We start from the raw sequence: 23091 nt of genomic DNA, 5'->3' as shown, positions 1-23091 counted from the left end.
AGCGCACAGCTGACGCGACAGCGTAAAATAGCGGATTCGCCGTTTCCATCGCCTCCCATGACCATCCTGCTCTCCACCCTGAACGCCCGCTATACCCACGCCTCGCTGGGATTGCGCTATCTGCTGGCCAATATGGGCCCGCTGCAGGCGCAGACGCGGCTGCAGGAATTCGTCATCGGCACCAAGACGACGGAACTGGTCGAACGCATCCTCATCAACAAGCCCCGCATCATCGGTTTTGGCGTATACATATGGAACGTCGAGGAAACGACGAAACTGGTGGCCATGCTCAAGCGCGTGGCGCCCGAAGTCATCATCGTGCTGGGCGGGCCGGAAGTGTCGCACGAGGCGGGCGAGCAGGAAATCGTCAAACTGGCCGACTACCTGATCACGGGCTGGGGCGACGTCACCTTCCCCAAGCTGTGCGGCGAGATCCTCAACGGCCCGAAGCCGCTGATGAAGATCCATGCGGGCGTGCAGGCGCCGCTGGCGGAACTGCAGCTGCCCTACTCCTTGTATACAGACGACGATATCCGCCACCGCACGATTTACGTGGAAGCGTCGCGCGGCTGCCCGTTCAAGTGCGAATTCTGCCTGTCGGCGCTGGACAAGACGGCCTGGCCCTTCGCGCTGGAGAATTTCCTGGCCGAGATGGAATCCCTGCACGCGCGCGGCGCGCGCCTGTTCAAGTTCGTCGACCGCACCTTCAACCTGAACATCAAGACCAGTTTGAAGATCATGCAGTTCTTTTTAGACAAGATCGAAGCGAATCCGGACGATCCCATCTACGCCCACTTCGAGCTGGTGCCCGACCACTTGCCCGACGCCTTGAAAGAAGGCATCAGCAAGTTCCCGCCCGGCGCGCTGCAGTTCGAGATCGGCATCCAGAGTTTCAATCCCGACGTGCAATCGCTGGTCAGCCGCAAGCAGGATAATCAAAAGGCGGCCGATAACATCCGCTGGCTTTGCGAAGAATCAAACGCCCACTTGCACGTGGACTTGATCGCCGGCTTGCCGGGCGAGGATGAAGCGAGCTTTGCGGCCGGCTTCAACAAGCTGGTGGCCCTGAAACCGCATGAAATCCAGTTCGGCATCTTGAAACGGCTGCGCGGCACGCCCATCATCCGCCATACGGAAAACTATGGCATGGTGTTCGACCCGCACCCGCCGTACACCATCCTGGCCAATAAACAGCTCGATTTCATGAGCATGCAGCGCCTCGTGCGCTTCGCCCGCTACTGGGACCTGGTGGCCAACTCGGGCCGCTTCGCCAATACGGTGCAATGGATGCTGGGCGAGTCGCCGTTTGAAAACTTCATGGATTTTTCGAACTGGCTGTACGCCCACACGGACGCCACCCACCGCATCGCCATGGAGCGCCTGGCCAAGCTGGTGGCGCAATGGCTGCAGACGCGCGGCATGAGCGCGGTCGAGGCCAACGCCCTCGTGGCCAGCGACTATGCGGGCGGCGCGCAGGCGGCCGCACATGCCAAGCCAAGCGAAGTGAGTACTAGCAACGCCAAGGTGCGTCCGGACGTCGCCCTGCCGCAGCGGCAGGCGCGCCACCTGGCGTCCTGAGGGGCGGGCGATTGAACAGCGGTGGCGGTCTGCGCCATTCTCCCTTAAACTGGCACGATGCCGACTGTACAATCGCCGAAACTGACCCTCTCCCAGACCAGCTCCCAACAGGGAGCCCTTGTCACTGCCAGCGGCACCTGGCAGGTGCACGCGCTGGCGCATGACAATGCCATCAAGGCCATCGAGGCCCAGCTCAAGCCCCTGCAGGGCGATGCCAAGGCGCAATGGGATTTGTCGGCCATCGACAGCATGGACCATATCGGCGCCCAGCTGTTCTGGAATGCCTGGGGCAAGCAGCGCCCCGCGCAACTGACCCTGGCCCCGTCGCAGGAAGAGTTTTTCCGGCGCATCGAAGAGACGGGGCCGCTGCAAACGCCGCCCTCGCGCGCCAACCGCCTCACGCCCGTGATGAAGCTGGGCATGGCCATCTTGCTGTTTTTTGAACATTTGAAGGGCTTTATTGCCCTTGTCGGCCAGGTGACGCAGGATATCGGCCGCTTCGCGCGCCATCCCATGCGCGGGCCGTGGCGTGAAATTTCCGCCAATATCTTTCATGCGGGCTTCCAGGCGCTGGGCATCACGGCCCTGGTCGGCTTTCTGATCGGCGTCGTGCTGTCCTATCTGTCAGCGCAACAACTGCGCGCCTTTGGCGGCGACATTTACCTGGTCAACCTGCTGGGCATGAGCGTGATCCGCGAACTGGGGCCGCTCCTGGCTGCCATTCTCGTGGCAGGCCGCTCGGGCTCGTCCATCACGGCGCAGCTGGGCGTCATGCGCGTCACGGAAGAGCTCGACGCCATGCTGGTGATGGGCATTTCGCACGGTTTCCGCCTGATCATGCCGAAAGTGCTGGCCCTGGCCATTTCCATGCCCCTGCTCGTCATCTGGACGGATACGGCCGCGCTGATCGGCGGCATGGTGGCAGCCAAGGTGGAACTGAATCTGTCGGCACGCTACTTCATCCAGAAGCTGCCCGATGCCGTGCCGCTGGCCAACTACATGATCGGCCTGGGCAAGGGCGTGATCTTCGGCATGCTGATCGCCCTCGTCTCCTGCCACTTCGGCCTGCGCATCAAGGCGAATACGGAAAGCCTGGGGCGCGGCACCACCACCGCCGTCGTCACGGCCATCACCGTGGTGATCCTGGCCGACGCCGTGTTCGCCATCGTCTTCAATGGAGTGGGCTACTGATGGCGAACGACGCCGATATCGCCTGCAAGGCGAGCGAGGGCCAGGACGGCCAGTTCGATCTGCATGGCGACGCGCCCGTGGTGGAAATCACCAATCTGTGGACCAAGTTCGGCCGCACCGTCGTGCACCAGGACTTGAACCTGGAAATCGAGCGGGGCGAAATCCTTTCCATCGTGGGCGGTTCCGGCACGGGCAAGACGGTGCTGCTGCGCCAGATGCTGGGCCTGGAACATCCGGCGCGCGGCTGCGTCAAAGTCTTTGGCGAAGATATCAACAAGGCAAGTTCCGATCAGCTGCAGCAGTTGCGCAACCACTGGGGCATGCTGTTCCAGCAAGGCGCGCTGTATTCGGCCCTGACCGTGTTCGACAACGTGGCCCAGCCCATGCGCGAATTGCGCGTGTTGCCCGAAGCGCTGGTCCACGACGCGGTATTATTAAAAATGAACATGGTGGGCCTCGGTCCGGAACATGCGCTGAAAATGCCGTCGGACTTGTCTGGCGGCATGATCAAGCGCGTGGCCCTGGCGCGTGCCCTGGCGCTGGAGCCGAAGCTGCTGTTCCTCGACGAACCGACGGCGGGCCTGGATCCGGACTTGTCGGAAAGTTTTGTCTCTTTGATCCAGTCGCTGCACCGCGAGCTGGGCTTGACGGTGGTCATGGTCACGCATGACCTCGACACTTTGTTCGCCCTGTCCACGCGCATCGCCGTGCTGGCGGAAAAACACGTGATCGCCATCGGCCCTACGCGCGAGGTGATCGAAGTCGACCACCCGTTCATCAAGCAATTTTTCCTCGGCGACCGCGGCAAGCGCGCGCTGGCCGTCCTCGATGAAAAACAGGCGGCAGCAAGCAATGCGGCGCAGCCAGGCGACGACGCCGGCACAGACAAGAAAGCGGAGAAGTAATGGAAAACAGATCACATGCCCTGATGACGGGATTTTTTACACTGACCTTGCTGGTGGCCGCCATCCTGTTCGGCGTCTGGTTCAACCGCGACCGCGTGGAAAGAGTCCCGTATTTGCTCGCCACCACCCTGTCCGTGCCGGGCCTGAACCCGCAGGCGACCGTGCGCTACCGGGGTCTGGAAGTGGGCAAGGTCGACGCCATCGACTTCGACACGCAAAAGGCGGGGCAAATCCTCGTGCACATCAGCGTGGCGCCCGACACGCCCGTCACGAATACCACCTTTGCCACCCTTGGCTACCAGGGCGTGACGGGCATCGCCTACATCCAGCTCGACGACGAGCACGTGGGTTCGACACTGCTGGGCACCAGCAAGGACAAGCCGTCGCTGATCCCCCTGCGCGCGGGCTTGCTCGACCAGCTGGAAAAACGGGGCAAGCGCATCCTCGACCAGGCCGAGCAGATCACCAACAAGGTGAATAATTTGCTCAGCCCCGACAACCAGGCGGCCATGCTGGGCGCCTTCACTGAAGTGGGCAAGGCGGCCAAGGCCTTTGGCGCCATACCGCAGCAGCTGGAACCGACCCTGACGCAATTGCCGCAACTGACGGAACAGACGCGGCAAACCTTGACGGCCGTCAGTACGGCCAGCAAGAACGTGTCGGACCTGACGGCCACGTGGAAAAAGCTCGGTAACGACATCCAGGCGCCCGGCGGCGTGCTCGACAAGGTCAATGGCACGGTCGACCGGGTCGGCAATTCCGTGGAAACGGTGGCCAATGGCGTGTCCCTGGAAGTCTTGCCGCAGGTAATCGAGCTGAGCGGCGAGGCGCGCTCCTCGATGCGCGCCCTGAAAACCACCATGAGCACGCTCAATGAACAGCCGCAGAGCATCCTGTTCGGCGCCCCAGACATCCCGCCCGGCCCGGGCGAGCCCGGTTTTTCGGCGCCGGGCAAATAAGGAGAACACAGCATGCCTATTCCTCGCCATCTCACCGCACTCATCGTCGCCGGCGCTTTTTTGCTGGGCGGCTGCGCCAGCCGCGGCCCCGTGCCCACGTTCTATGATTTCGGCCCGGCCGCGCCGCAAGCAGCGGCGGCCGCGCCAGCCGTGCCCGTGCTGGTAATCGCCGACGCCAACGGTCCTTCCTGGCTGGACAGCCAGCGCATGTATTACCGCTTGCTGTACGCCGATGCGCAGCAATCGCGGCCGTACGCCTACAACCGCTGGAACACGCCGCCGCTGCAACTGTTAAGCCAGCGCCTGAAAACGCGCGTGGCGCAAAGCGGCGTGAAAGTGCTGTCGACCACGGACGCGGCCGCCGGCATCCCGCTGCTGCGCATCGACGTCGATGATTTTTCGCAAGCGTTTGACACGCAGACGCACAGCAGCGGCCATGTGTCGCTGCGCGCCTCGCTGTTTCGCGGCCACCGCCTGATCGACCAGAAAACCTTCAGCCGCAGCGGTCCGGCCGGCAGCGCCGATGCGCAAGGCGGCGCGCAGGCGCTGGCGGCGGCATCGGATGCCATCGCCGCCGACCTGCTCACCTGGCTGGGCACGCTGAATATTCCGAAAGAATGACCGACCCCGCATCCCCCGCCAGCCCGGCGGCGCCGCTGCCGCCCGTCCGTTCCTCGCCCGTGTCGCGCGCGACCCTGCTCGCCTACGTCTTCCTGATCGTCTATGCGAGCTGGTTTCCGTTCACGGGCTGGCACAGCAATGGCCTGTCGCCGCTGACCTTCCTGGAAAACACGCGCATGCCCCGTTATTGGACGGGCTTCGATGTCGGCGTAAATATCGTCGGCTACATCCCGCTGGGCGCCTTGATCGTGTATTCGCTGTTTCCAAGGATCACGGGTTTCTTTGCCGTCATCGTCGCCAGCCTGTGCGGCATGTTGATTTCCGGCAGTATGGAAGCCGTGCAGACCTATCTGCCCAGCCGCGTATCGTCGAATCTCGATTTCTATACGAATGCGGCCGGCTGCTGCATCGGTTCCATCATCGGCGCCCTGACGGCGCGCAAGCTGCTCGACCACAGCCATTTGTACCGCTTGCGCCAGCGCTGGTTTGCCCAGCACGCCAGCCAGGGCTTGGTGCTGGTGGCCCTGTGGCCGCTGGCGCAGATTTATCCGCAAGGCTATCTGTTCGGCCTGGGCCAGCTGCTGCCCATCCTGTCGGACTGGCTGTCGCAGCTGGCGGGCGTCGACATCGACCTGGCCACGTATCTGCGTCCCGACGTGGTCTTAACGGTTGAGCAATATTGGCTTTCGGAAACCATCATCACGGCTTGCGGCATGACGGGCGCCGTGCTCACCTTGCTGTGCCTGCTGCGCCGCGCCGCGCCGCGCGCCATCCTGACGCTGACCCTGATCGCCGCCGCCCTGACCGTGCGCTCGATGGCCAGCGCGCTGCTGTTTTCGCCTGAAAACGCCTTCGTCTGGATCACGCCGGGCGCCCAGGGCGGCTTTTTGATCGGCCTGATCATGCTGGGCGGCCTGGCCTTCGCGCCGCATGTGGCACAGCGCCGCATCGCGGCCGCCACCTTGCTGCTGAGCCTGGTGATGGTGAATACGACGCCGATCAATCCCTATTTCATGTCAACCTTGCAAGGCTGGGTACAAGGCAAGTTCCTGAACTTTAATGGCGCGGCGCAATTTCTCGCCTTGCTGTGGCCCTTCGTGGCCCTGTGGTTCCTGTGCCTGCCCTCGCACCGCCTGAACCGGCAGGACGATGTGCAGCGCCAGCGTCGCGAAGACCACCCATAAGCGCTATCATGGCGCATTGATGAATCAGCAGGAGCATAGTATGAGCGACGCACCGTATTTTGAACGCCACGTTTTTTTCTGCATGAACAAACGTGAAGACGGCCGCAACAGCTGCGGCGACCATGGCGCGGAAGCGGCGCAAAAGCATTGCAAGCGCCGCATCAAGGAACTCGACATGAATGGCGCGGGCAAGATCCGCATCAACCAGGCCGGCTGCATGGACCGCTGCGAGGAAGGCCCGCTGCTGGTCATCTACCCGGAAGCGACCTGGTACACCTATGTCGACACCAGCGATATCGATGAAATCATCGATACCCACCTGGTGGGCGGAAAAATAGTCGAGCGCCTGAAGATTTAATGCCAATTTAAGAGATAGCCACCAGTATGAGCATCATGAACAGAAACTCGGAAAAATTTACCCTCGCCGGCCATGCAGGCAGCATGGAAGGCTTGCTCGATTTCCCGGCAGACACTCCGCGCGGCATCGCCCTCGTTGCCCATCCGCACCCGCTGTACGGCGGCACGATGGATAACAAGGTCACGCAAACCCTGGCGCGCGCGTTTGTCGCCCTCGGTTACGTGGTGGCGCGCATCAACTTCCGCGGCGTGGGCGCTTCCGAAGGCGTACACGACCATGGCGCGGGCGAAACGGACGACATGCAGTTGCTGTATGAACACATGGTTGGCCTGTACCCGGGCTTGCCCGTGGCCTTGTCCGGCTTCTCGTTCGGCACCTACGTGCAATCGAAACTGCAGGAACGCCTGGCCGCCGCCGGCACGCCCGCCGAGCGCCTGGCGCTGATCGGCAGCGCGGCCGGCAAATGGGCCATGGCCGACATTCCGGCCGACACCATCTTGATCCACGGCGAACTGGACGACACGATTCCCCTGTCCGCCGTCTTCGACTGGGCCCGTCCACAAGACATTCCCGTGATCGTGATCCCCGGCGCCGACCACTTTTTCCACCGCAAGCTCAACCACATCAAGAACCTCGTGATTGCGCTGTGGCATGGTGACAAACCCGCAATCGCAGCAGATGATCATTGAAGTGTGGGCTTACTAGCGCCTCCACGGCTATAATTGATCCGTTTTTTCCACGCGGCCACGTACGCAGCAACTGCGTGGCCCTCAGCCTTCATCTTTTTCGCAGACCAGCCTCCATGAAAAAACTTTTAGCGGCACTGGCCTCCAGTGTACTTTTCCTATCCGCCGCCTACGCGCAAACCGTTCCAGCCCCGACCATCGCCGCCAAGTCCTGGCTGCTGCTTGACGCCACCAGTGGCCAGATCATTGCCTCGCAAGATCCGGACGCGCGCATCGAGCCGGCCTCGTTGACCAAGATCATGACGGCCTACCTGACGTTTGCCGCCATCCGCGAAAAGAAACTGGCGCTGGACCAGAAAGTGAACGTGTCCGTGCGCGCATGGAAAGTCGATTCGAGCAGCTCGAAGATGTTCATCGACCCGGCCACGCCCGTGTCGATCGACGACTTGCTGCACGGCCTGATGATTCAATCGGGTAACGACGCTGCCGTGGCACTGGCCGAAGCCGTCGCCGGCGATGAAGGCACCTTCGTCGTGCTGATGAACCGCGAAGCCCAGCGCATGGGTCTGAAAAACACGCGTTTTGCCAATCCGCATGGCTTGCCTAGCCCCGAGAACTATTCCACGGCGCAAGACTTGTCCGTGCTGGCCAAGCGCGTGATCGCCGACTATCCGGAATTCTACAAAATCGATTCCATCAAAAGTTTCACCTACAACAAGATCACCCAGCCTAACCGCAACCGCCTGCTGTGGCTGGACCCGACCGTCGATGGCATGAAGACGGGCCACACGGAAGCGGCCGGCTATTGCATGATCGCCTCGGCCCGCCGTCCAGGCGGCACCGGCGAGCGCCGTTTGATCTCCGTAGTGCTGGGCACCTCGTCCGACCAGGCCCGCACGCAGGAAAGCCAGAAGCTGCTGAACTGGGGCTTCCAGAACTTCGATACGGTCAAGCTGTACTCGAAAGGCCAGGCCGTGGCCACGCCGGAAGTGTGGAAAGGCTCGAAAGGCACCGTGAAAATCGGTTTCGCCCGCGATGTGCTCGTCACCGTACCAAAAGGCACGGCTGCCAAGATGAAACCTGTGCTGGAACGCAAGGACCCGCTGGTCGCGCCATTGGCTGAAAACGCCCCTGTCGGCAAGCTGAAAATGATGGTCGACGACAAGGTCCTGCTGGAACTGCCTGTCGTGGCGCTGGAACCGATCAACCAGGCAACGATCTTCGGCCGCGCCTGGGATTCGATGCGCCTGTGGATGAAATAAGCCGTCAGCATTCCCCATAAAAAATGCCCGCAGATGCTGCGGGCATTTTTTTCGTCTTGCGCTACGTCAAATTACTTTAGCGGCGCATCCTTCAGGTGCGGCTGGCGCGCCACGGGCGGGAAAGTGCCGTGGCGCCCTGCCGCAAACGTCGCTTCCGTCTGCGACGCTGCCACCGGCACGGAGACCTTGCGCACCTTGGCCACCTGCGCCGCCGTCACGGGCGTGCCGCGGTTGCCCCAGCTGGTCTGGATGAAGGTCACCACTTGCGCAGTTTGCTCATCATTGAAAATGTCGGCATACGGCGCCATCGTCAGCGCCGACGGCGCCGTGCGCGTGGCCGGCACGGCGCCGCCCGACAGCACGATATTGATGGCCGAGGTCGGATCGTTCGTCTGCAGCACGGCGTTACCGGCCAGCGCAGGGAAAGCCTTGTCGTAGCCCTTGCCGTCGGAACGGTGGCAGCCGGCGCAGCGGTCCAGGTACAGTTGCGCGCCCTTGGAGTTGACGACGCCGCTGAACAATTGCTTGCCCAGCTTGTCGTCGGCCACGAAGGCGGGCGTGCTTGGATTCGATGGCGGCAACGATTTCAGGTATTTCGCCATCGCCGCCAGGTCGCCATCCGTCATGTGCTGCATGGAATGGGCCACCACGTCGTTCATGGCGCCGAACGAGGCCGTATGGCTGTTGCGGCCCGTCTTCAGAAATTCGGCGATCTGCGCCGCGCTCCAGCGCGCCAGGCCGCCCCCATGTTCATTGCGCAACGAAGGCACGGACCAGCCGTCGATCACGCCGCCGCCCGCCAGGAAGGTGGTATTGCCCTCATCCGTCAGCGATTTTTCCTGCATGCCCACGCCGCGCGCCGTGTGGCAGGCGCCGCAATGGCCCAGGCCCTGCACCAAATAGGCGCCGCGCAGCAATTGCGCGTCGCCCGTGGCCGGCACCTTGTACGGCTGCGGCGTGGGGGCAAACGCCCAGCGCCAGATGGTCAGGGGGAAACGCATCGACAGCGGCCATGGAATGTCGGCCGCCTTGTTCGGCGTCGGGTCCGCCTTCACGCCATGCATGAAGTAGGCGTACAGCGCCTGCATGTCCGCTTCGCTCAGGCGCGAATACGACGGATACGGCATGGCCGGATACACGGTGTAGCCGTGTTTCGTCACGCCGGTGCGCATCAGCTTGTCGAAATCGGCAAAGCTCCAGTCGCCGATGCCGGCCTTCTTGTCCGGCGTGATGTTGGTGGAATACACCTTGCCGATCGGCGTTTCCATGCCGAGGCCGCCGGCGAACGGTTTACCCTGCGTGCCGGCCGTGTGGCAGGCGATGCAGTCGCCGGCGCGGGCCAGGTATTCGCCCTGGCGTATCAGCTGGGCGTTCGGGACGGTGGCGGTGGCGCCGGCAGACAGGGCGGTGCCGGAGGCGAGCGCCAGTAGCAGCGCGCCCACGGTATGGGTGAATGTGTTGTTCATCTTCTTGTTCTTTATCAAGCGACCAGGGGACGGGGATCTTTCAGGTATTGCTCGCGGATGGCCTTGGCCGACCAGTAGGTCAGCGCGCAGGCCAGGCCCGTCGGGTTGTAGCCGATGCCGACCGGGAACACGCTGGAACCGACGGCAAACACGTTGTGCACGTCCCAGCTTTGCAGGTAGCGGTTGACGACGCTGGTCTTGCGGTCCGCGCCCATGGCCGTGCCGCCCGCCCAGTGCGTGGTCTGGTAATTGCGCAAGTCCAGGTGGTCGCCCACGCTCTTGACGGACACCTTGATCGACTCGGGATTCATGGCCTCGGCCACCTTCATCATCTTGTCGGTGACGAAACGGCTCATCTTGATGTCGTTTTCCTTCCAGTCAAAGGTAAAGCGCAGCAATTGCTGGCCATACTTGTCCGTGTAGGTCGGGTCGAGATCGACATAGCAGTCGCGGTAAGTCATGTTGGCGCCGTGGCAATCGAACGACACCGTGTTCAAATAGCTCTTCTTGACGGCCTTTTTCCAGGCAGCACCCCAGGCGGGCGTGCCGTCCGGCGTGGCGATGCCGGAAATGGGCTTGGAGCCGGCCGGGTTGCACCAGGCGGGCGAGCCGCCGACAAAGCCCAGCGGGCCATGGTCGAAATTGTCGCCATTCCAGTCATCGAGCGCGACCCCGGTGCCGCCGGCGCCGATGAACGGGTTCGTGTTCGTGTCTTCCTTGAAGAAAGTCTGGATGGTGGACATCATCTGGTAAGCGATATTGCGCCCCACTACGCCTTCATTGCTGACGGGGTCGTACGGCTTGCCGATGCCCGACAGCAGGAACAGGTGCGCATTGTTGTAGGCAAAGGCACTGGCGATGACCAGGTCGGCCGGCTGCTCGACGGCCTTGCCATCCGCATTGATGTAGGTCACGCCCGTGGCGCGTTTCTTGCTGCCGTCGAGGTTGATGCGCACGACGTTGCAGTTGGCGCGCAATTCAAAGTTGGCCACCATACGCAGAGCCGGCATGATGTTGACGTTGGGCGAGGCCTTGGAATAGTTGTAGCAGGCGTAGCCGGAGCAGAAGCCGCAGAAGTTGCACGGGCCCATCTGGCAGCCGTACGGATTCGTGTACGGGCCCGATGCGTTCGACGAGGCGTTGACGAACGGGTGGTAGCCGACGGCCTTGGCCGCGCGGCGGAACAATTCTGCCGTGTACGGCACTTTTTGCGGCGCCAGCGCGTAATTGTCGGAGCGGTCGCCTTCGAACACATTGCCGTCGCCGACGACGATACCGTTGACCTTATACGCCTGGCCCGAGGTGCCGAAGACTTTCTCGACGAAATCGAAGTGCGGCTCCAGCTCGGCGTAAGTCACGCCAAAATCCTGGATCGTCATGCCTTCGGGAATGAATTTCTTGCCGTAGCGGCGTTCGTAGTGGCTGCGGATCTGCAGCTCTTCCGGCAGGACGCGCCAGTGCATGCCCGACCAGTGCAAACCCGCGCCGCCCACGCCCGTGCCCGGCTTGAAGGCGCCGATCTGGCGGTACGGCACGGCCACGCCCGTGATGCTGTGGCGGAAGGTGAACGTGCTCTTCGACATATCCTGGAACAGCTTGCTGCGCTGGATATAGGTCAGCTCGTCGAGGGTCTTCGGATAGGCGCCGTCGGGATAGGTGTCGCGGTACTCGCCGCGTTCCAGCGCGACCACGTTCAGGCCCGCTTCCGTCAATTCCTTGGCCATGATGGCGCCGGTCCAGCCGAAGCCCACAATCACGGCATCGACAGGCTTCATTTTTACATCGGGTTTGATATCACTCATGATGGTTTTTCTTTTTCTTTGATCTGCTACGAATAACTGAAAAGGTTCAGGGCAAGGCGCATTGCCGCAGGCAGTACGCTAGTACGACCAGGCAGTGCAACGCCGCCATGGACGTTTTCAGGCGATGGATACCGGCGGCAACGGGTATTTCTTGCCGTACTGCTCCACCCAGTCCATGTAGTCGGCGCGCGCGCCAGGGAATCCGACCATCTTCCAGGCCAGCATGTCCTTGTTGCCGCCGTGCACGGGGTCGCAAAAATAGCCTTCGCGCGTGTTTTGCAGCAGCTGGTTGAAGAAGATTTTCGACGGCACTTCGCCGATGTCCAAGGTGCCATTTTGCAATTGCGTGATGACGGCGTCGCGCTCGGCCGCGTTCAGCTGGACGAAGGGCTTGCCCGACTGTTTCTGCACGGCCGCATTCACGCCGGCCAGGGCGCTCTTGTACAGCTCGCGCGGCGCCATGTGGAACTGGTAGCCGAACTGTTCGATCGAGGGCACGAACGGCCCCTGCATGTACCACAGCGCGCCATACGCGTAAGGCGTGTTCATCTGCGCATCGATGAATTCATGCGCGCCCGATTCCAGCGCGCCCGGCCCTTCGCCATCGGCGGGGATCAGGCGGTCGACCAGCGCGCTCAATGTGGCCCACTCGGTGGCGTCGAAAAAGCGCGGTTTGTAGGCAGGCTGGTCTTTGGAGACGGCCATGGCCAGGCCGCCGCCGGCGCCAGCCAGCAAGGCCACGGCAGGCGCGGCGCCGACGGCCTTGCGCAAGAAGTTACGCCGGTGGGGCGAAATCCCGATGATTTTCATAGGTTGTCCTCAGGCGGCATAAGCCGCCACAGTGATGGATGTGGGAGTCAGAAAGAAAATGCGGACACGCGCCGCTGAGATGGCAGATTTCACGTAAAGATGGCTGGAGTATCGCGGCGCAGTGCATCCGCCTGCCGGTTAATTGATCAAGATGATTGACAAGCGCTAGCTTTGCATTTACGGTGCGCATCGTACCATAATTAAAAGAAACATTCAGAGACAGGTGAGACGTGACTACAAAAGAGGCACCAGTGCGTGGCCGCCCGCGCAAGGCGGGCGTGGAAGATGCGGTACTGGAAGCGATCGTCATGCTGGTGCGCCAGCATGGACTGGAGGCGGTAACGATACAGATGGTGGCCGACGTGGCCGGCGTGGGGCGCCAGACGATCTACCGGCGCTGGCCGCGGCGCGAAGACATGCTGCTCGACGCGCTCGTCAAACGCACGGCGGAAAAGCTGCAGCGCGCGCTCGACATGCCGGACGGCCAGGAAATCGAGGCGATCTGCGCGCGCATCTTCGACAACCTGAACGCCGACGGCCGCTTCACCTGCGACCTGCTGGTGCTGATCCACAATGATGCGGCGGCCCAGCTGCGCTTTCGCGAGCAGATCGTCGCGCCATGGATCACCCTGGTGGTGCAGCGCCTGGTCAACATCGGCGTGCGCGCCGACCTCGACCTGCGCCTGTTCGCCTTCATGCTGCAATCGGCGCTCGTGTACCAGATGCAACTGGGCGGCCAGCTCGACGATGCCCTGCAGGAGCGTTGCTGCCGCTTTATCCGCAGCATGCTGTAGATTAGCTGGCTATAATCGTGGCGAGTCCCATCACGTCACCACCAGAAAGCCAGCCCATGAGCCATGTATTTCCCGCCAGCCTGCAAGCGCCGCGCAGCCGTTTAAGCAGCAACGGTCCCGAACTGTCGCGCATCGTCGCCGGCATGTGGCGCATCGGCGAGTGGAATATGTCGGCGCAGCAGCGCCTGGCTTTCATCGAGCAATGCCTGGCGCTGGGCGTATCGAGTTTCGACCATGCCGATATCTATGGCGATTACAGCGCCGAAGGGCTATTTGGCGAAGCGCTGGCCCTGCAGCCGGGCTTGCGCGACAAGATGGAGCTGGTCAGCAAGTGCGGCATCAAGCTGCTCTCGCCGCACCGTCCCGGCCACGCCATCCAGCACTACGACACGAGCGCGGCGCACATCACCGGTTCCGTGGAACACAGCTTGCGCCAGCTGCAGACGGACCGCCTGGACCTGCTGCTGATCCACCGCCCCGACCCGCTGATGGATTTCGACGAAATCGCCGGCGCGTTTACCCAATTGCAGAAAGATGGCAAGGTGCTGCACTTTGGCGTGTCGAACTTCAGCCGCCACCAGTTCGAATGCCTGCACCGGCGCTTCCCACTGGTGACGAACCAGGTGGAATGCTCGCCGCTGCACGTGGCGCCCCTGTTCGACGAAACCTTCGACGGCTTGCAGGACGTGGGGGTGGCGCCGATGATCTGGTCACCGCTAGCGGGCGGGCGCCTGTTCCAGGGTGGCGATGCGAATGTGGAGAATTTGCGCAATGTCATCAAGCAGATCGCCGACCAGCTGCAGCGTCCGTTTGCCAGCGTGGTGTTTGCCTGGATCATGCAATTGCCTTGCCGCCCCCTGCCGCTGACGGGCACGGGCCGCATCGAGGCCGTGGGCGTGGCCGTGGAAGGCACGCAGTTCACGCTCAGCCGCAGTGACTGGTTCGCCATCCTGCGCGCCGCGCGTGGGCACGAGGTGGCTTAACGTTTAATCAATCTCATCCGGGTCGTTAAAAACCTGGGGTAAGGCAATACCGCGCCAGCCCAGATGCCATGCCAGGTTGAGCAGCAGGGTGGCGGCGATGTAGACGGCGAAGAACAGGGCGAAGAAACTCGTCTTCAGCCACACCAGCAGGGCGATGGCAAGGATCAGCACCAGCAGCGCGGCCAGGCTTTTCTTTTGCTTGGAGCTGGGGAAACGCAAGGTCGACACCATCAGGCTGCCCACGCCGACGAGCAGCAGCATCAATAGATAGCTGTGCAGCATGGAATCGATGGGCGCCGGCCAGGCTACCACCACGGCCGCCACGCAAGCGGCCCCGGCCGTGATCGGCATGCCGACGAAATACAGAGGATCGGTACGCCCCACGTTCACATTGAAGCGCGCCAGGCGCATGGCCCCGCAGGCGACAAAGAAAAAGCTGGCCATGCCGCCAAAGCGCAGCAGCAGCGGATCGTGCACGCCCATCTGCACGAAGCCGTAGCAATACAACAGGACGGCCGGGGCGCAGCCGAAATTCATCACGTCGGCGATCGAATCGAGCTGCACGCCGAACTGCGAACTGGTTCCCGTCAGCCGGGCCACGTAGCCGTCGAGCGCGTCAAACACGCCGGCGAGCACCAGCAGCGCCGCCGCCAGCCGGTAGGCATCCGCGTCGCCCACGGCGGCGTTGTCGACGGAAATGACGATGCTGGCAAAACCGCAGGCTATCGAAAGCAAAGTCACCATGCTGGGCAAGGCGTATTTGGCGCGCTGCAGGCGCGACTTGGGCAATGTGTTCAAATGTATGGGCAATCAAAAAAATCGGAAGTAAGGCAATGCAGCGGCAAACGCTGCGCTGCGCCCATTCTACCCTGCGCAGCGGCGGCACCGTCCCCGCACGAGCGCGACATATCTTTTCACGGATGCTCTACGCGTGATCAAAATACCTTAGAATCGTTTTACAGGACAGCACGCTGCCCCCACCGCTGCCCGCCTACCTCTACAGGAGTCGACTTGATTGCCTCGTCACTGCGTTGGAAATACTGGATACCTGCCCTGCTGAGCGCAGCCCTGCTGAGCGCCTGCGGCGGCGGCAGCGATAGCGGCAATACGTCGCTGAGCAACTCGACCCCGGCCGGGCAATTGACGCAGGAGCCGGGTGCTCCCGTTCTCAGCAACAATATTGCCACCGATGGCTTCAACTGGTTCAACTACCGGCGCAGCCAGATCGGCCTGTCGCCGCTGGTGCGCAATAGCCTGATCGACAGCGCGGCCCTCGGCCATTCCAGCTATCTCAATCTCAACAATACGGTGGCGCACGAACAGGTGCAGGGCAAGCCCGGCTTTACAGGCGTCACACTGGGCGACCGCCTGGCCAAGGCCGGCTACGTCGTCACCTCGCTGCAGGGCGAAGTGATCGCCGGCGCGAGCAACACGTCCGGCTTTTACCTGGCCGAAGAACTGGTCACGGCCATCTATCACCGCTTCGTCATTTTCGAGCCGCTGTTCAAGGAAGGCGGCGCGGGCGCGGCCGTCAGCAGCGCCGGCTATGCGTATTTCACCACCGACCTGGCCGGCAACCGCAGCTATGGCCCGGGGCTGGCGGCGGGACAGATCGTCACTTACCCCTACAGCGGACAGCAGAAGGTGGCCGTCAGTTTTTCCAGCAATAACGAATCGCCCGATCCCGTGCCGAACCAGGACGTGGTCGGCTACCCGATCAGCGTGCATGCCAATTACGGCACGCCCGTCAGCGTGACGGCGTTCAGCGTGCGCCAGCGCGGCGCCGCCGCGGACCTGGCCGTGCGCCTGCTCACCAGCGGCAATGACGTGCATACACCGGTCTCGGCCGCATCCATCATCCCGCTGGCGGCCTTGAACGCGAACACCAGCTATGACGTGAGTTTCATCGGGAAAGTCAATGGCGCGGACGTCACGCAAAGCTGGTCATTCACGACGCGCTAGGCGGCAAGCTGGCGCCAAGCGGACGCAGTGCAGAGTACGACTGGATGTAAAATAGCAGTTCCTGCTTTACTGACATTGACAAGTTTTGGGGCGCTCTGCACAGCATGCTGAAACCACACGCCACTTGCGATGATGATGCCGCCGTTGCGGCATCCGACATGGTCCGTATTCTCGACGTTGAGAACGGACTGGGCCGCATCATGGGCGACCGCATCCTGTACCTGAAAATCCTGCGCCGTTTCCTGCACGACCACGGCACCACGCCGTGCCAGATCCGCGCCGAATTCGACACGGGCAACTACGTTTCCGCGCGCCTGAAAGCGCATACCCTGAAAGGCGCCGCCGGCATGATCGGGGCGCGCCATGTGCACAGCCTGTCGGAAACCCTGGAATCGGCACTGCGTGCGCAGGCGCCCGACCTGGCCCAGCAGATGCTGCAGCTGGAACTGGCGCAGGATCAATTGCTCGGCGCGGTCAGCAGCATGCTGGGCACGCCGGAGGCAAACCACACGGCGGCGCAGGACGTGGCGCCCGACCCGGCCGCGCCCGCCATCCAGCTGCTGCTGGCGCGCCTGGCCAGCCATCTGCGCGAAGGCGACGGCGCGGCCATCGACATCCTGGAAAACTCGGCCAGCCTGCTCGCGGCCAGCCTGGGCGTGAACGTGTACCAGGAGGTGGCCGCCGCCGCGCACGAGTTCGATTTCGAAGGCGCCCTGGCGGCGCTGCTGCGGCGCCGCTAGCGTACAGCGAGCTGCCGCTCAGCTGTTGAACTGCGCCTCTTCCGCATACGCCACGCAACAACTCTTGCAACAGAAGCGGCGCACGGCATCGAGCGGCTTGTCGCAGTACCAGCATGCACCTTTCGGCGGCAGCGCTGCGATCAATTGCGGCAGGGAAGGCAATGGCGGCGCCGCCATGCCCCTGCTTTCCACGACTTCCGGCTGTTCGCTGTCCATGGCGCTTCCTTTCCTAGCGGCACTTCAAGGCCGCTCAGCAAGATTACGTCAGCACAGTTTGAAGCCCATGACATTTCTCAACCGCGGCCACGCTTGCCCCATCGGCACCTTGAAATTTCCAAACGACAACGTTGTCACTTCACACTACAATCAGTGCTCCGTTCACTTGCGCGCACGCCATGAAACACATCCCCCTGCTGCTCTCCTGCCTGCTGCTCAGCGCCTGCGCCACGCGCGCGCCCACCGCCTACACCCTCAATTCGGGTGCCGAACGCACGCCGGAACAATTGGCGGTGGTGTTCGAACACGCCGACCTGACCCTGCGCATCGATCCGGCCCGCCGCAGCATTGCCGGCGATGCGCGCCTGACCTTCCTGACCACGCAGCCGATCTCGCGTTTCGCGCTGGACCTGGACCGCAACCTGCCCATCGATGCCATCGAAGTCGACGGCAAGGCGCTGCGGCCGCAAGACTATGCCAACCCGGACGGCCGCCTGAGCATGACCTTGCCGGCCACCCTCGCGGCAGGCGCGCGCACCACCATCCGCATCGTCTACCACGGCGTGCCGCACGTCGCCGTGAAAGCACCGTGGGATGGCGGCATGGTGTGGTCGAGCACGGCCGATGGCGCGCCGTGGATCGCCAGCGCCGTGCAAGGCGAAGGCTGCGACCTGTTCTGGCCCTGCATCGACCACCCGATGGGCAAGGCCCGGCTGATCGACCAGCACATCCAGGTACCGGCGCCGCTGGTGGCGGCCGGCAACGGCATCGCGCTCGGCATGGATGAGACCGACGGCTGGCGCACCTGGCACTGGCGCGCCAAACATCCGAGCACCTATGGCATCGCCCTGAACGTGGCGCCCTACCGCAGCCTGCAGGGTGAGTATGCGAGCCGCTACGGCAACCGCATCCCCCTGCAATTCTGGTACTTGCCGGAAAGCGAGGCCAAGGCGGGCGCCCTGTTCGCGGAATTACCGCCCATGCTGGACTTTTTTGAAAGCGTCATCGGCCCCTACCCGTTTGGCGATGAGAAAGTCGGCATCGCCGAAACCCCGCACAAGGGCATGGAACACCAGACCATCAATGCCTATGGCAACAAATTCGCCAAGACCAGCTATGGCTACGATGAATTGCTGCAGCATGAGTTTGCCCATGAATGGTTCGGCAACCAGCTCACCAACAGCAACTGGGACGATATGTGGCTGCACGAAGGCTTCGGCACGTATATGCAGCCGCTGTACATGCAGTATCTGCGGGGCGAGCAAGAGTATTTTGCTTCGTTGCAGCAAATGCGGGCCGGCATCGTCAACAAGGCGCCCATGGTTTCGGGCAAGCCGAGAAGCGAGGAAGAAGTCTACGACCAGAAAAAGGGCGGACCGGGCGGCGACCTGTATGTAAAAGGGGCGCTGGTGCTGCACACCTTGCGCGGCCTGATCGGCGACGAGGCCTTCTTCCGCGCCGTGCGCCTGCTCGTCTACGGCACGGAACAGCCGCTGCCGGGCCAGTTCCAGCCACGCTACGGCAGCACGGCGGAATTCATGGCCATCGTCAACAAAGTCACGGGCAGCAATTACGACTGGTTCTTCCAGGTTTATCTGTACCAGGCGGCATTGCCGGAACTGTCCGCCGTGCGCGACGGCGACACCTTGCGCCTGCTATGGAAGACGCCTGCCGACATCGCCTTCCCGATGCCGGTGGAAGTGCGTATCGGCAAAGAAATCCATACCGTTCCCATGTCGCTGGGCTTTGGCGAACTGCCCCTGCCGGCGGGCGCCACGTACACGCTCGACCCGCACTCGCGCGTGCTGCGCCGCGCCGAGCATATCGAGGCGTTCCAGAAGTTCAAGGAAGAACAGGCAAAGGGGAAGAAGGGGTGACAAAACCTGGGGTCAGCCCCCCTCGCACCTGAGCGATGACCTTTGTGTTAGCGGTGTTGAGGGTCTGACCCCGGCCTTTTCGCCGTTCGGACTTATTTCCGAAAGCTCCTGACCGCGTCATTGGCATTCTCGGCAATGACTTTTTGCAGCTTAGGCTGCTTCGCGTATTTCACGCGCAAGCGCTTCCACTGCCGCTGCGCCTGACCGCACGAGCTGGCCACGGCTTGCGTGATCTCGCGCTGGCGCGCCTTGTCGTTGTCATCCCATTCGCCGGCGAAGTGCTCGCACATCTGCGCATTTTCGACGAATTTCGCCACGTCTTGCGGCAGTTTTTCCTGCGCACCGGCCAGCAGGGGCAGGAAACTGAACAGCAGAACAAGCAGCAGCTTCATCGCACCTCCTTATTTGCCGATGCAGAAACGGCTGAAGATCACGCCCAGCAGATCGTCAGGCGAAAACTCGCCCGTGATGCTCGACAGCTGCACCTGCGCCAGGCGCAGCTCTTCGGCGAACAGGTCCAGCGACTGGTCGTCCTGCGCCGCGTGCGCGGCGGCAATATCGAGATGCTTGCCGGCCGATTTCAAGGCGATCAGATGGCGTTCGCGCGCCAGGTACAGCGATTCGCCCGTCTGCTGCCAGCCGGCGATGCGCAACAGTTCCGCGCGCAGCAGGTCGATACCGATGTGCTCGTGCGCCGACAGATACACGTGGGTGGCGTCCGGCATGTTGTCGACGCCGGGCTTGTGGCCAGAGAGATCGATCTTGTTCCACACGCGCACCACGGGCACGCCTTCCGGGAAGGCGGCGACGATGGTTTCATCGGCCAGTGTCGGGCCGTGGTCGGCGTCGAGCAGGTGCAAAATCACGTCCGCCTTGCCGATCTCGCCCCAGGTGCGCTCGATGCCGATGCGCTCGACGGCGTCGATGGTGTCGCCCGCGCTGCGGATACCGGCCGTATCGATGATGTTGAGCGGAATGCCTTCGATTTGGATGGTTTCGCTGACCTTGTCGCGCGTGGTGCCGGCGATCGGCGTGACGATGGCCACGTCGGCGCCCGCCAGCGCGTTCAACAGCGACGACTTGCCCACGTTCGGCTGGCCGGCCAGCACCACGTTCAGGCCTTCGCGCAGCAGCGCGCCCTGCGCCGCCTGCGCAAACACTTTATTTAACGCTTCGATGACGGCTTTTAATTGACCGCGCGCATTCGATTTTTCCAGGAAATCGATTTCCTCTTCCGGGAAGTCCAGGGTGGCCTCGACCAGCATCCTTAAACCCGTCACCTGTTCCACCAGCGCGTGGATGGTGTTCGAGAACGCGCCCGACAGCGATTGCGAGGCGGACTTGGCCGCCGCTTCCGTCGAGGCATCGATCAGGTCGGCCACGGCTTCGGCTTGCGCCAGGTCCAGCTTGTCATTGAGAAAAGCGCGGCGCGTGAATTCGCCCGGTTCGGCCAGGCGCAAGCCGCTATCTTTACCCGCTTCGAGCACGCGCGCCAGCAGCAGCTGCAGCACGATGGGGCCGCCGTGGCCCTGCAATTCCAGCACGTCTTCGCCCGTGTAGGAATGCGGGCCCTTGAAGTGGATGGCGATGCCCTGGTCGATGATGCTGCCATCGGCTTCCGTGAACGGCAGATAGGTGGCGTGGCGCGGTTTCAGCGTTTGCGCGCCGAACAGGGCCGTCATCAGCGGGGCGAGATTTTTGCCGGAGGCGCGTACCACGCCGATGCCGCCGCGTCCGGGAGCGGTGGCGATGGCGGCGATAGGGGAAGAGTCGAGTTTCATGGCGTAATTGTAGTGTATTCGGGGAAGGCTGCAGGGGCCGCGCTATTGTCAGCGACAAACCGGGCGCACATGAAAAGGGAGGTCTGTGGAAAACCGGAAAAACCCACTTTTTTTTGACATCGGACCCACTGGGTCCGATGTCAAAAAAAAGCCCGCGCGAGGCGGGCTTTCTGTTCGCTGGCCGGAATTACTTGGCGGCAGGCGCGTATTTCTTGGTGATCACCCATTGCTGGCCGATCGACAGGACGTTGTTGACGACCCAGTAGAGTACCAGGCCCGATGGGAAGAAGAAGAACATCACCGAGAATGCCAGTGGCATGAACAGCATCATCTTCGCTTGCATCGGATCGGCCGGGGCCGGGTTCAGCTTGGTCGTGATGTACATCGAGATCGCGTACAGCACCGGCAGGATACACCATGGGTCATGCTGGGCCAGGTCGGTGATCCAGCCGATCCATGGCGCGCCGCGGATTTCCACGGACGCGTTCAGCACCCAGTACAGGGCGATAAAGACGGGCATCTGGATCAGGATCGGCAGGCAGCCGCCCAGCGGATTGATTTTTTCCGTCTTGTACAGCTCCATCGTGGCCTGGTTCATCTTTTGCGGATCGCCTTTGTAGCGCTCGCGGATCGCCTGCATCTTCGGCGTGACCAGTTTCATCTTGGCCATGCTGCGGTAGCCGGCGGCCGACAGGGGGAAGAACGCCAGCTTGATCAGGATCGTGAAGGCGATGATGGTCCAGCCCCAGTTACCGAGCACGCTGTGGATGTGTTCCATGACCCAGAAGATCGGCTTGGCGATGATGGTCAGCCAGCCGTAATCCTTGACCAGTTCCAGGCCAGGCGAAACGTTTTCCAGCAGGTGCGCGATTTGCGGACCCGAGTACAGCTTGCTGTCCATGCTGGCCGTGGCGCCTGGCGCCAGGGTCGGCAGTGGCAGCACGTTGCCGATGGCGTACAGGTTGGTGCCGAGCTTTTTCGTGAAGATATCGCGCTTGGCGTTTTCAGGCGGAACGAAAGCCGAGACGAAGAAGTGTTGCGAAATCGCAAACCAGCCGCCATTCGCCGTGGCCGGATGCAGGCCTTTCATGGCGTTGTCGTTGCCCTTCTTCTCGTCTTCCACGGCCGCTTTTTCGATTTTCTCGAACGTCAGCTTCTGGTACTTGTCTTGCGGCGTGTACAAGGTCGGACCCGTGAAGCTGCTGTTGAAGAACGAGTCGCCGACCGGCTTGTTGCCGTCATGCGTCAGTTGCAGATACAGCTGCGGCGTGACAGGGGCCGCGCCCACGTTGGCCACGTCGTGGCGCACGTCGATGACGTAGTCGCCGCGCTTGAAGGTAAACGTCTTGGTCAGCTTGACGCCGCCTTCGACCGCTTCCATCACCAGTTGCACTTGCTTGCCGTCACCGAGGGTGCGCACGCCAGGCTGCACGGTGAAACCGCTCGCGTGGGTGGGGAACGGACCGCCGACCAGGCCCGACTGCGCCAGGTAGGTGTGGTTCGCGCCTTCGTCGAACAGCACTTCGTTTTGCTTGCCTTCGTCAGGCTGGCACCATTTGAACAGGCCGAAGCAGCCGCCGAACCAGCCCGGATTGCCCGCGCCCTTGAACTTCAGCAATTCCAGACGCTTGACCTGGCCGCCCAGGGTGTCGATATCGACCTTGATGACGTCGGTGGTGATGGTAATCACTTCGCGCTTGAACGCGGCGGGATCGGTCGCTTCGCCAGGCACGGCGGTCGCGCCGGCAGCAGCCAGGGCGGCCGTCTTGGCCGGGGTGACAGGCGCCTTGGCGGTTTGTTCCGTGTTCGCGGAGAACATCGACGGCTTGCCGTTCGAGATCATCCATTCGTTCCAGAGAATTACCAGCGAGACGGAAAACACGATCCACAGGATGGTACGTTTATTGATATCCATT

General features: G+C 62.4%; 22 protein-coding genes. 14 read left to right on the top strand and 8 right to left on the bottom strand.

Annotation, left to right across the window (positions count from 1 at the left end; translation table 11 throughout):
- Nucleotides 1-57 precede the first annotated feature (57 nt).
- The 9 genes from CSQ95_RS24520 to CSQ95_RS24480 all read left to right on the top strand — a co-directional run bounded on the left by CSQ95_RS24520 (nt 58) and on the right by CSQ95_RS24480 (nt 8744).
- A complete protein-coding gene (locus CSQ95_RS24520) occupies nt 58-1578 on the top strand; it encodes a B12-binding domain-containing radical SAM protein (protein WP_099411372.1) in 1521 nt (506 codons plus the stop codon).
- 57 nt (nt 1579-1635) lie between these two features.
- The gene (locus CSQ95_RS24515; RefSeq protein ID WP_070224749.1) at nt 1636-2769 is read left to right on the top strand and encodes an ABC transporter permease; all 1134 of its coding nucleotides are present in this window, start codon (nt 1636-1638) and stop codon (nt 2767-2769) included.
- Nucleotides 2769-3674: an ABC transporter ATP-binding protein gene (locus tag CSQ95_RS24510; RefSeq protein ID WP_099411371.1), complete on the top strand. Its 906-nt coding sequence runs from the start codon at nt 2769-2771 to the stop codon at nt 3672-3674. The genes CSQ95_RS24515 and CSQ95_RS24510 overlap by 1 nt, the downstream gene beginning before the upstream one ends.
- Nucleotides 3674-4633: an MlaD family protein gene (locus CSQ95_RS24505; RefSeq protein ID WP_070291995.1), complete on the top strand. Its 960-nt coding sequence runs from the start codon at nt 3674-3676 to the stop codon at nt 4631-4633. Before CSQ95_RS24510 ends, CSQ95_RS24505 begins: the two co-directional genes overlap by 1 nt.
- 12 nt (nt 4634-4645) lie before the next feature.
- Complete coding sequence (locus CSQ95_RS24500; protein WP_099411370.1) at nt 4646-5254, top strand: ABC-type transport auxiliary lipoprotein family protein; 609 nt, start codon at nt 4646-4648, stop codon at nt 5252-5254.
- The gene (locus CSQ95_RS24495; protein ID WP_099411369.1) at nt 5251-6438 is read left to right on the top strand and encodes a VanZ family protein; all 1188 of its coding nucleotides are present in this window, start codon (nt 5251-5253) and stop codon (nt 6436-6438) included. The genes CSQ95_RS24500 and CSQ95_RS24495 overlap by 4 nt, the downstream gene beginning before the upstream one ends.
- Nucleotides 6439-6478: 40 nt before the next feature.
- Nucleotides 6479-6796 carry a ferredoxin gene (locus CSQ95_RS24490; RefSeq protein WP_034781335.1) on the top strand — a complete coding sequence of 106 codons (318 nt, stop codon included), beginning with the start codon at nt 6479-6481 and terminating at the stop codon, nt 6794-6796.
- A gap of 35 nt (nt 6797-6831) precedes the next feature.
- Nucleotides 6832-7485, top strand: a complete 654-nt coding sequence (locus CSQ95_RS24485) for an alpha/beta hydrolase (protein WP_070224815.1) — start codon at nt 6832-6834, stop codon at nt 7483-7485.
- Between the two features lie 113 nt (nt 7486-7598).
- On the top strand, nt 7599-8744 hold the full coding sequence (locus CSQ95_RS24480; RefSeq protein ID WP_070224754.1) for a D-alanyl-D-alanine carboxypeptidase family protein: 1146 nt from the start codon (nt 7599-7601) through the stop codon (nt 8742-8744).
- Nucleotides 8745-8815: 71 nt separating this feature from the next.
- On the opposite strand, the gene CSQ95_RS24475 is transcribed toward CSQ95_RS24480, so the two are convergent.
- From CSQ95_RS24475 to CSQ95_RS24465, 3 genes are all read right to left on the bottom strand, one after another.
- On the bottom strand, nt 8816-10210 hold the full coding sequence (locus tag CSQ95_RS24475; RefSeq protein WP_099411381.1) for a cytochrome c: 1395 nt from the start codon (nt 10208-10210) through the stop codon (nt 8816-8818).
- A gap of 14 nt (nt 10211-10224) precedes the next feature.
- Nucleotides 10225-12012, bottom strand: coding sequence for a GMC family oxidoreductase (locus CSQ95_RS24470; RefSeq protein ID WP_070310267.1), 1788 nt, complete (start codon nt 12010-12012; stop codon nt 10225-10227).
- Between the two features lie 117 nt (nt 12013-12129).
- The gene (locus CSQ95_RS24465) at nt 12130-12822 is read right to left on the bottom strand and encodes a gluconate 2-dehydrogenase subunit 3 family protein (protein ID WP_099411368.1); all 693 of its coding nucleotides are present in this window, start codon (nt 12820-12822) and stop codon (nt 12130-12132) included.
- Between the two features lie 230 nt (nt 12823-13052).
- Here CSQ95_RS24465 and CSQ95_RS24460 point away from each other — a divergent pair, with 230 nt between their 5' ends.
- Nucleotides 13053-13616, top strand: coding sequence for a TetR/AcrR family transcriptional regulator (locus CSQ95_RS24460; RefSeq protein WP_205602303.1), 564 nt, complete (start codon nt 13053-13055; stop codon nt 13614-13616).
- A gap of 56 nt (nt 13617-13672) precedes the next feature.
- The gene (locus CSQ95_RS24455) at nt 13673-14599 is read left to right on the top strand and encodes an aldo/keto reductase family oxidoreductase (protein WP_070224759.1); all 927 of its coding nucleotides are present in this window, start codon (nt 13673-13675) and stop codon (nt 14597-14599) included.
- Between the two features lie 3 nt (nt 14600-14602).
- On the opposite strand, the gene pssA is transcribed toward CSQ95_RS24455, so the two are convergent.
- Nucleotides 14603-15343, bottom strand: coding sequence for a CDP-diacylglycerol--serine O-phosphatidyltransferase (pssA, locus tag CSQ95_RS24450; protein WP_227742191.1), 741 nt, complete (start codon nt 15341-15343; stop codon nt 14603-14605).
- Nucleotides 15344-15610: 267 nt separating this feature from the next.
- Between pssA and CSQ95_RS24445 the strand changes: the two genes are divergently transcribed.
- Complete coding sequence (locus CSQ95_RS24445) at nt 15611-16561, top strand: CAP domain-containing protein (protein ID WP_306532786.1); 951 nt, start codon at nt 15611-15613, stop codon at nt 16559-16561.
- 104 nt (nt 16562-16665) lie between these two features.
- On the top strand, nt 16666-17301 hold the full coding sequence (locus tag CSQ95_RS24440; protein WP_070224760.1) for an Hpt domain-containing protein: 636 nt from the start codon (nt 16666-16668) through the stop codon (nt 17299-17301).
- Between the two features lie 18 nt (nt 17302-17319).
- On the opposite strand, the gene CSQ95_RS24435 is transcribed toward CSQ95_RS24440, so the two are convergent.
- Nucleotides 17320-17517 carry a hypothetical protein gene (locus CSQ95_RS24435; RefSeq protein ID WP_070224761.1) on the bottom strand — a complete coding sequence of 66 codons (198 nt, stop codon included), beginning with the start codon at nt 17515-17517 and terminating at the stop codon, nt 17320-17322.
- Nucleotides 17518-17696: 179 nt separating this feature from the next.
- Between CSQ95_RS24435 and CSQ95_RS24430 the strand changes: the two genes are divergently transcribed.
- Nucleotides 17697-19394 (top strand): M1 family metallopeptidase, encoded by a 1698-nt coding sequence (locus CSQ95_RS24430; RefSeq protein WP_099411367.1) that lies wholly within the window; start codon nt 17697-17699, stop codon nt 19392-19394.
- A gap of 92 nt (nt 19395-19486) precedes the next feature.
- Here the strand turns inward: CSQ95_RS24430 and CSQ95_RS24425 are convergent, their stop codons facing one another.
- The 3 genes from CSQ95_RS24425 to yidC form a co-directional block, all read right to left on the bottom strand.
- Nucleotides 19487-19786, bottom strand: a complete 300-nt coding sequence (locus CSQ95_RS24425; protein ID WP_099411366.1) for a hypothetical protein — start codon at nt 19784-19786, stop codon at nt 19487-19489.
- Between the two features lie 9 nt (nt 19787-19795).
- Complete coding sequence (gene mnmE, locus CSQ95_RS24420; RefSeq protein WP_070310263.1) at nt 19796-21175, bottom strand: tRNA uridine-5-carboxymethylaminomethyl(34) synthesis GTPase MnmE; 1380 nt, start codon at nt 21173-21175, stop codon at nt 19796-19798.
- A gap of 187 nt (nt 21176-21362) precedes the next feature.
- The gene (gene yidC, locus CSQ95_RS24415; protein WP_099411365.1) at nt 21363-23090 is read right to left on the bottom strand and encodes a membrane protein insertase YidC; all 1728 of its coding nucleotides are present in this window, start codon (nt 23088-23090) and stop codon (nt 21363-21365) included.
- Nucleotide 23091: the final 1 nt, after the last annotated feature.

Source organism: Janthinobacterium sp. BJB304, assembly GCF_002735765.1.
Lineage (GTDB): Bacteria > Pseudomonadota > Gammaproteobacteria > Burkholderiales > Burkholderiaceae_D > Janthinobacterium.
The sequence above is the reverse complement of the archived record's forward strand: the minus strand, read 5'-3'. Positions and strand labels throughout refer to the sequence as shown.

What these genes read in the sequence shown, in the direction of transcription:
- CSQ95_RS24520 (WP_099411372.1), top strand. Translation starts at nt 58, where the DNA reads ATGACCATCCTGCTCTCCACCCTGAACGCCCGCTATACCCACGCCTCG.
- CSQ95_RS24515 (WP_070224749.1), top strand. Translation starts at nt 1,636, where the DNA reads ATGCCGACTGTACAATCGCCGAAACTGACCCTCTCCCAGACCAGCTCC.
- CSQ95_RS24510 (WP_099411371.1), top strand. Translation starts at nt 2,769, where the DNA reads ATGGCGAACGACGCCGATATCGCCTGCAAGGCGAGCGAGGGCCAGGAC.
- CSQ95_RS24505 (WP_070291995.1), top strand. Translation starts at nt 3,674, where the DNA reads ATGGAAAACAGATCACATGCCCTGATGACGGGATTTTTTACACTGACC.
- CSQ95_RS24500 (WP_099411370.1), top strand. Translation starts at nt 4,646, where the DNA reads ATGCCTATTCCTCGCCATCTCACCGCACTCATCGTCGCCGGCGCTTTT.
- CSQ95_RS24495 (WP_099411369.1), top strand. Translation starts at nt 5,251, where the DNA reads ATGACCGACCCCGCATCCCCCGCCAGCCCGGCGGCGCCGCTGCCGCCC.
- CSQ95_RS24490 (WP_034781335.1), top strand. Translation starts at nt 6,479, where the DNA reads ATGAGCGACGCACCGTATTTTGAACGCCACGTTTTTTTCTGCATGAAC.
- CSQ95_RS24485 (WP_070224815.1), top strand. Translation starts at nt 6,832, where the DNA reads ATGAACAGAAACTCGGAAAAATTTACCCTCGCCGGCCATGCAGGCAGC.
- CSQ95_RS24480 (WP_070224754.1), top strand. Translation starts at nt 7,599, where the DNA reads ATGAAAAAACTTTTAGCGGCACTGGCCTCCAGTGTACTTTTCCTATCC.
- CSQ95_RS24475 (WP_099411381.1), bottom strand. Translation starts at nt 10,210, where the DNA reads ATGAACAACACATTCACCCATACCGTGGGCGCGCTGCTACTGGCGCTC.
- CSQ95_RS24470 (WP_070310267.1), bottom strand. Translation starts at nt 12,012, where the DNA reads ATGAGTGATATCAAACCCGATGTAAAAATGAAGCCTGTCGATGCCGTG.
- CSQ95_RS24465 (WP_099411368.1), bottom strand. Translation starts at nt 12,822, where the DNA reads ATGAAAATCATCGGGATTTCGCCCCACCGGCGTAACTTCTTGCGCAAG.
- CSQ95_RS24455 (WP_070224759.1), top strand. Translation starts at nt 13,673, where the DNA reads ATGAGCCATGTATTTCCCGCCAGCCTGCAAGCGCCGCGCAGCCGTTTA.
- pssA (WP_227742191.1), bottom strand. Translation starts at nt 15,343, where the DNA reads ATGGTGACTTTGCTTTCGATAGCCTGCGGTTTTGCCAGCATCGTCATT.
- CSQ95_RS24440 (WP_070224760.1), top strand. Translation starts at nt 16,666, where the DNA reads ATGCTGAAACCACACGCCACTTGCGATGATGATGCCGCCGTTGCGGCA.
- CSQ95_RS24435 (WP_070224761.1), bottom strand. Translation starts at nt 17,517, where the DNA reads ATGGACAGCGAACAGCCGGAAGTCGTGGAAAGCAGGGGCATGGCGGCG.
- CSQ95_RS24430 (WP_099411367.1), top strand. Translation starts at nt 17,697, where the DNA reads ATGAAACACATCCCCCTGCTGCTCTCCTGCCTGCTGCTCAGCGCCTGC.
- CSQ95_RS24425 (WP_099411366.1), bottom strand. Translation starts at nt 19,786, where the DNA reads ATGAAGCTGCTGCTTGTTCTGCTGTTCAGTTTCCTGCCCCTGCTGGCC.
- mnmE (WP_070310263.1), bottom strand. Translation starts at nt 21,175, where the DNA reads ATGAAACTCGACTCTTCCCCTATCGCCGCCATCGCCACCGCTCCCGGA.
- yidC (WP_099411365.1), bottom strand. Translation starts at nt 23,090, where the DNA reads ATGGATATCAATAAACGTACCATCCTGTGGATCGTGTTTTCCGTCTCG.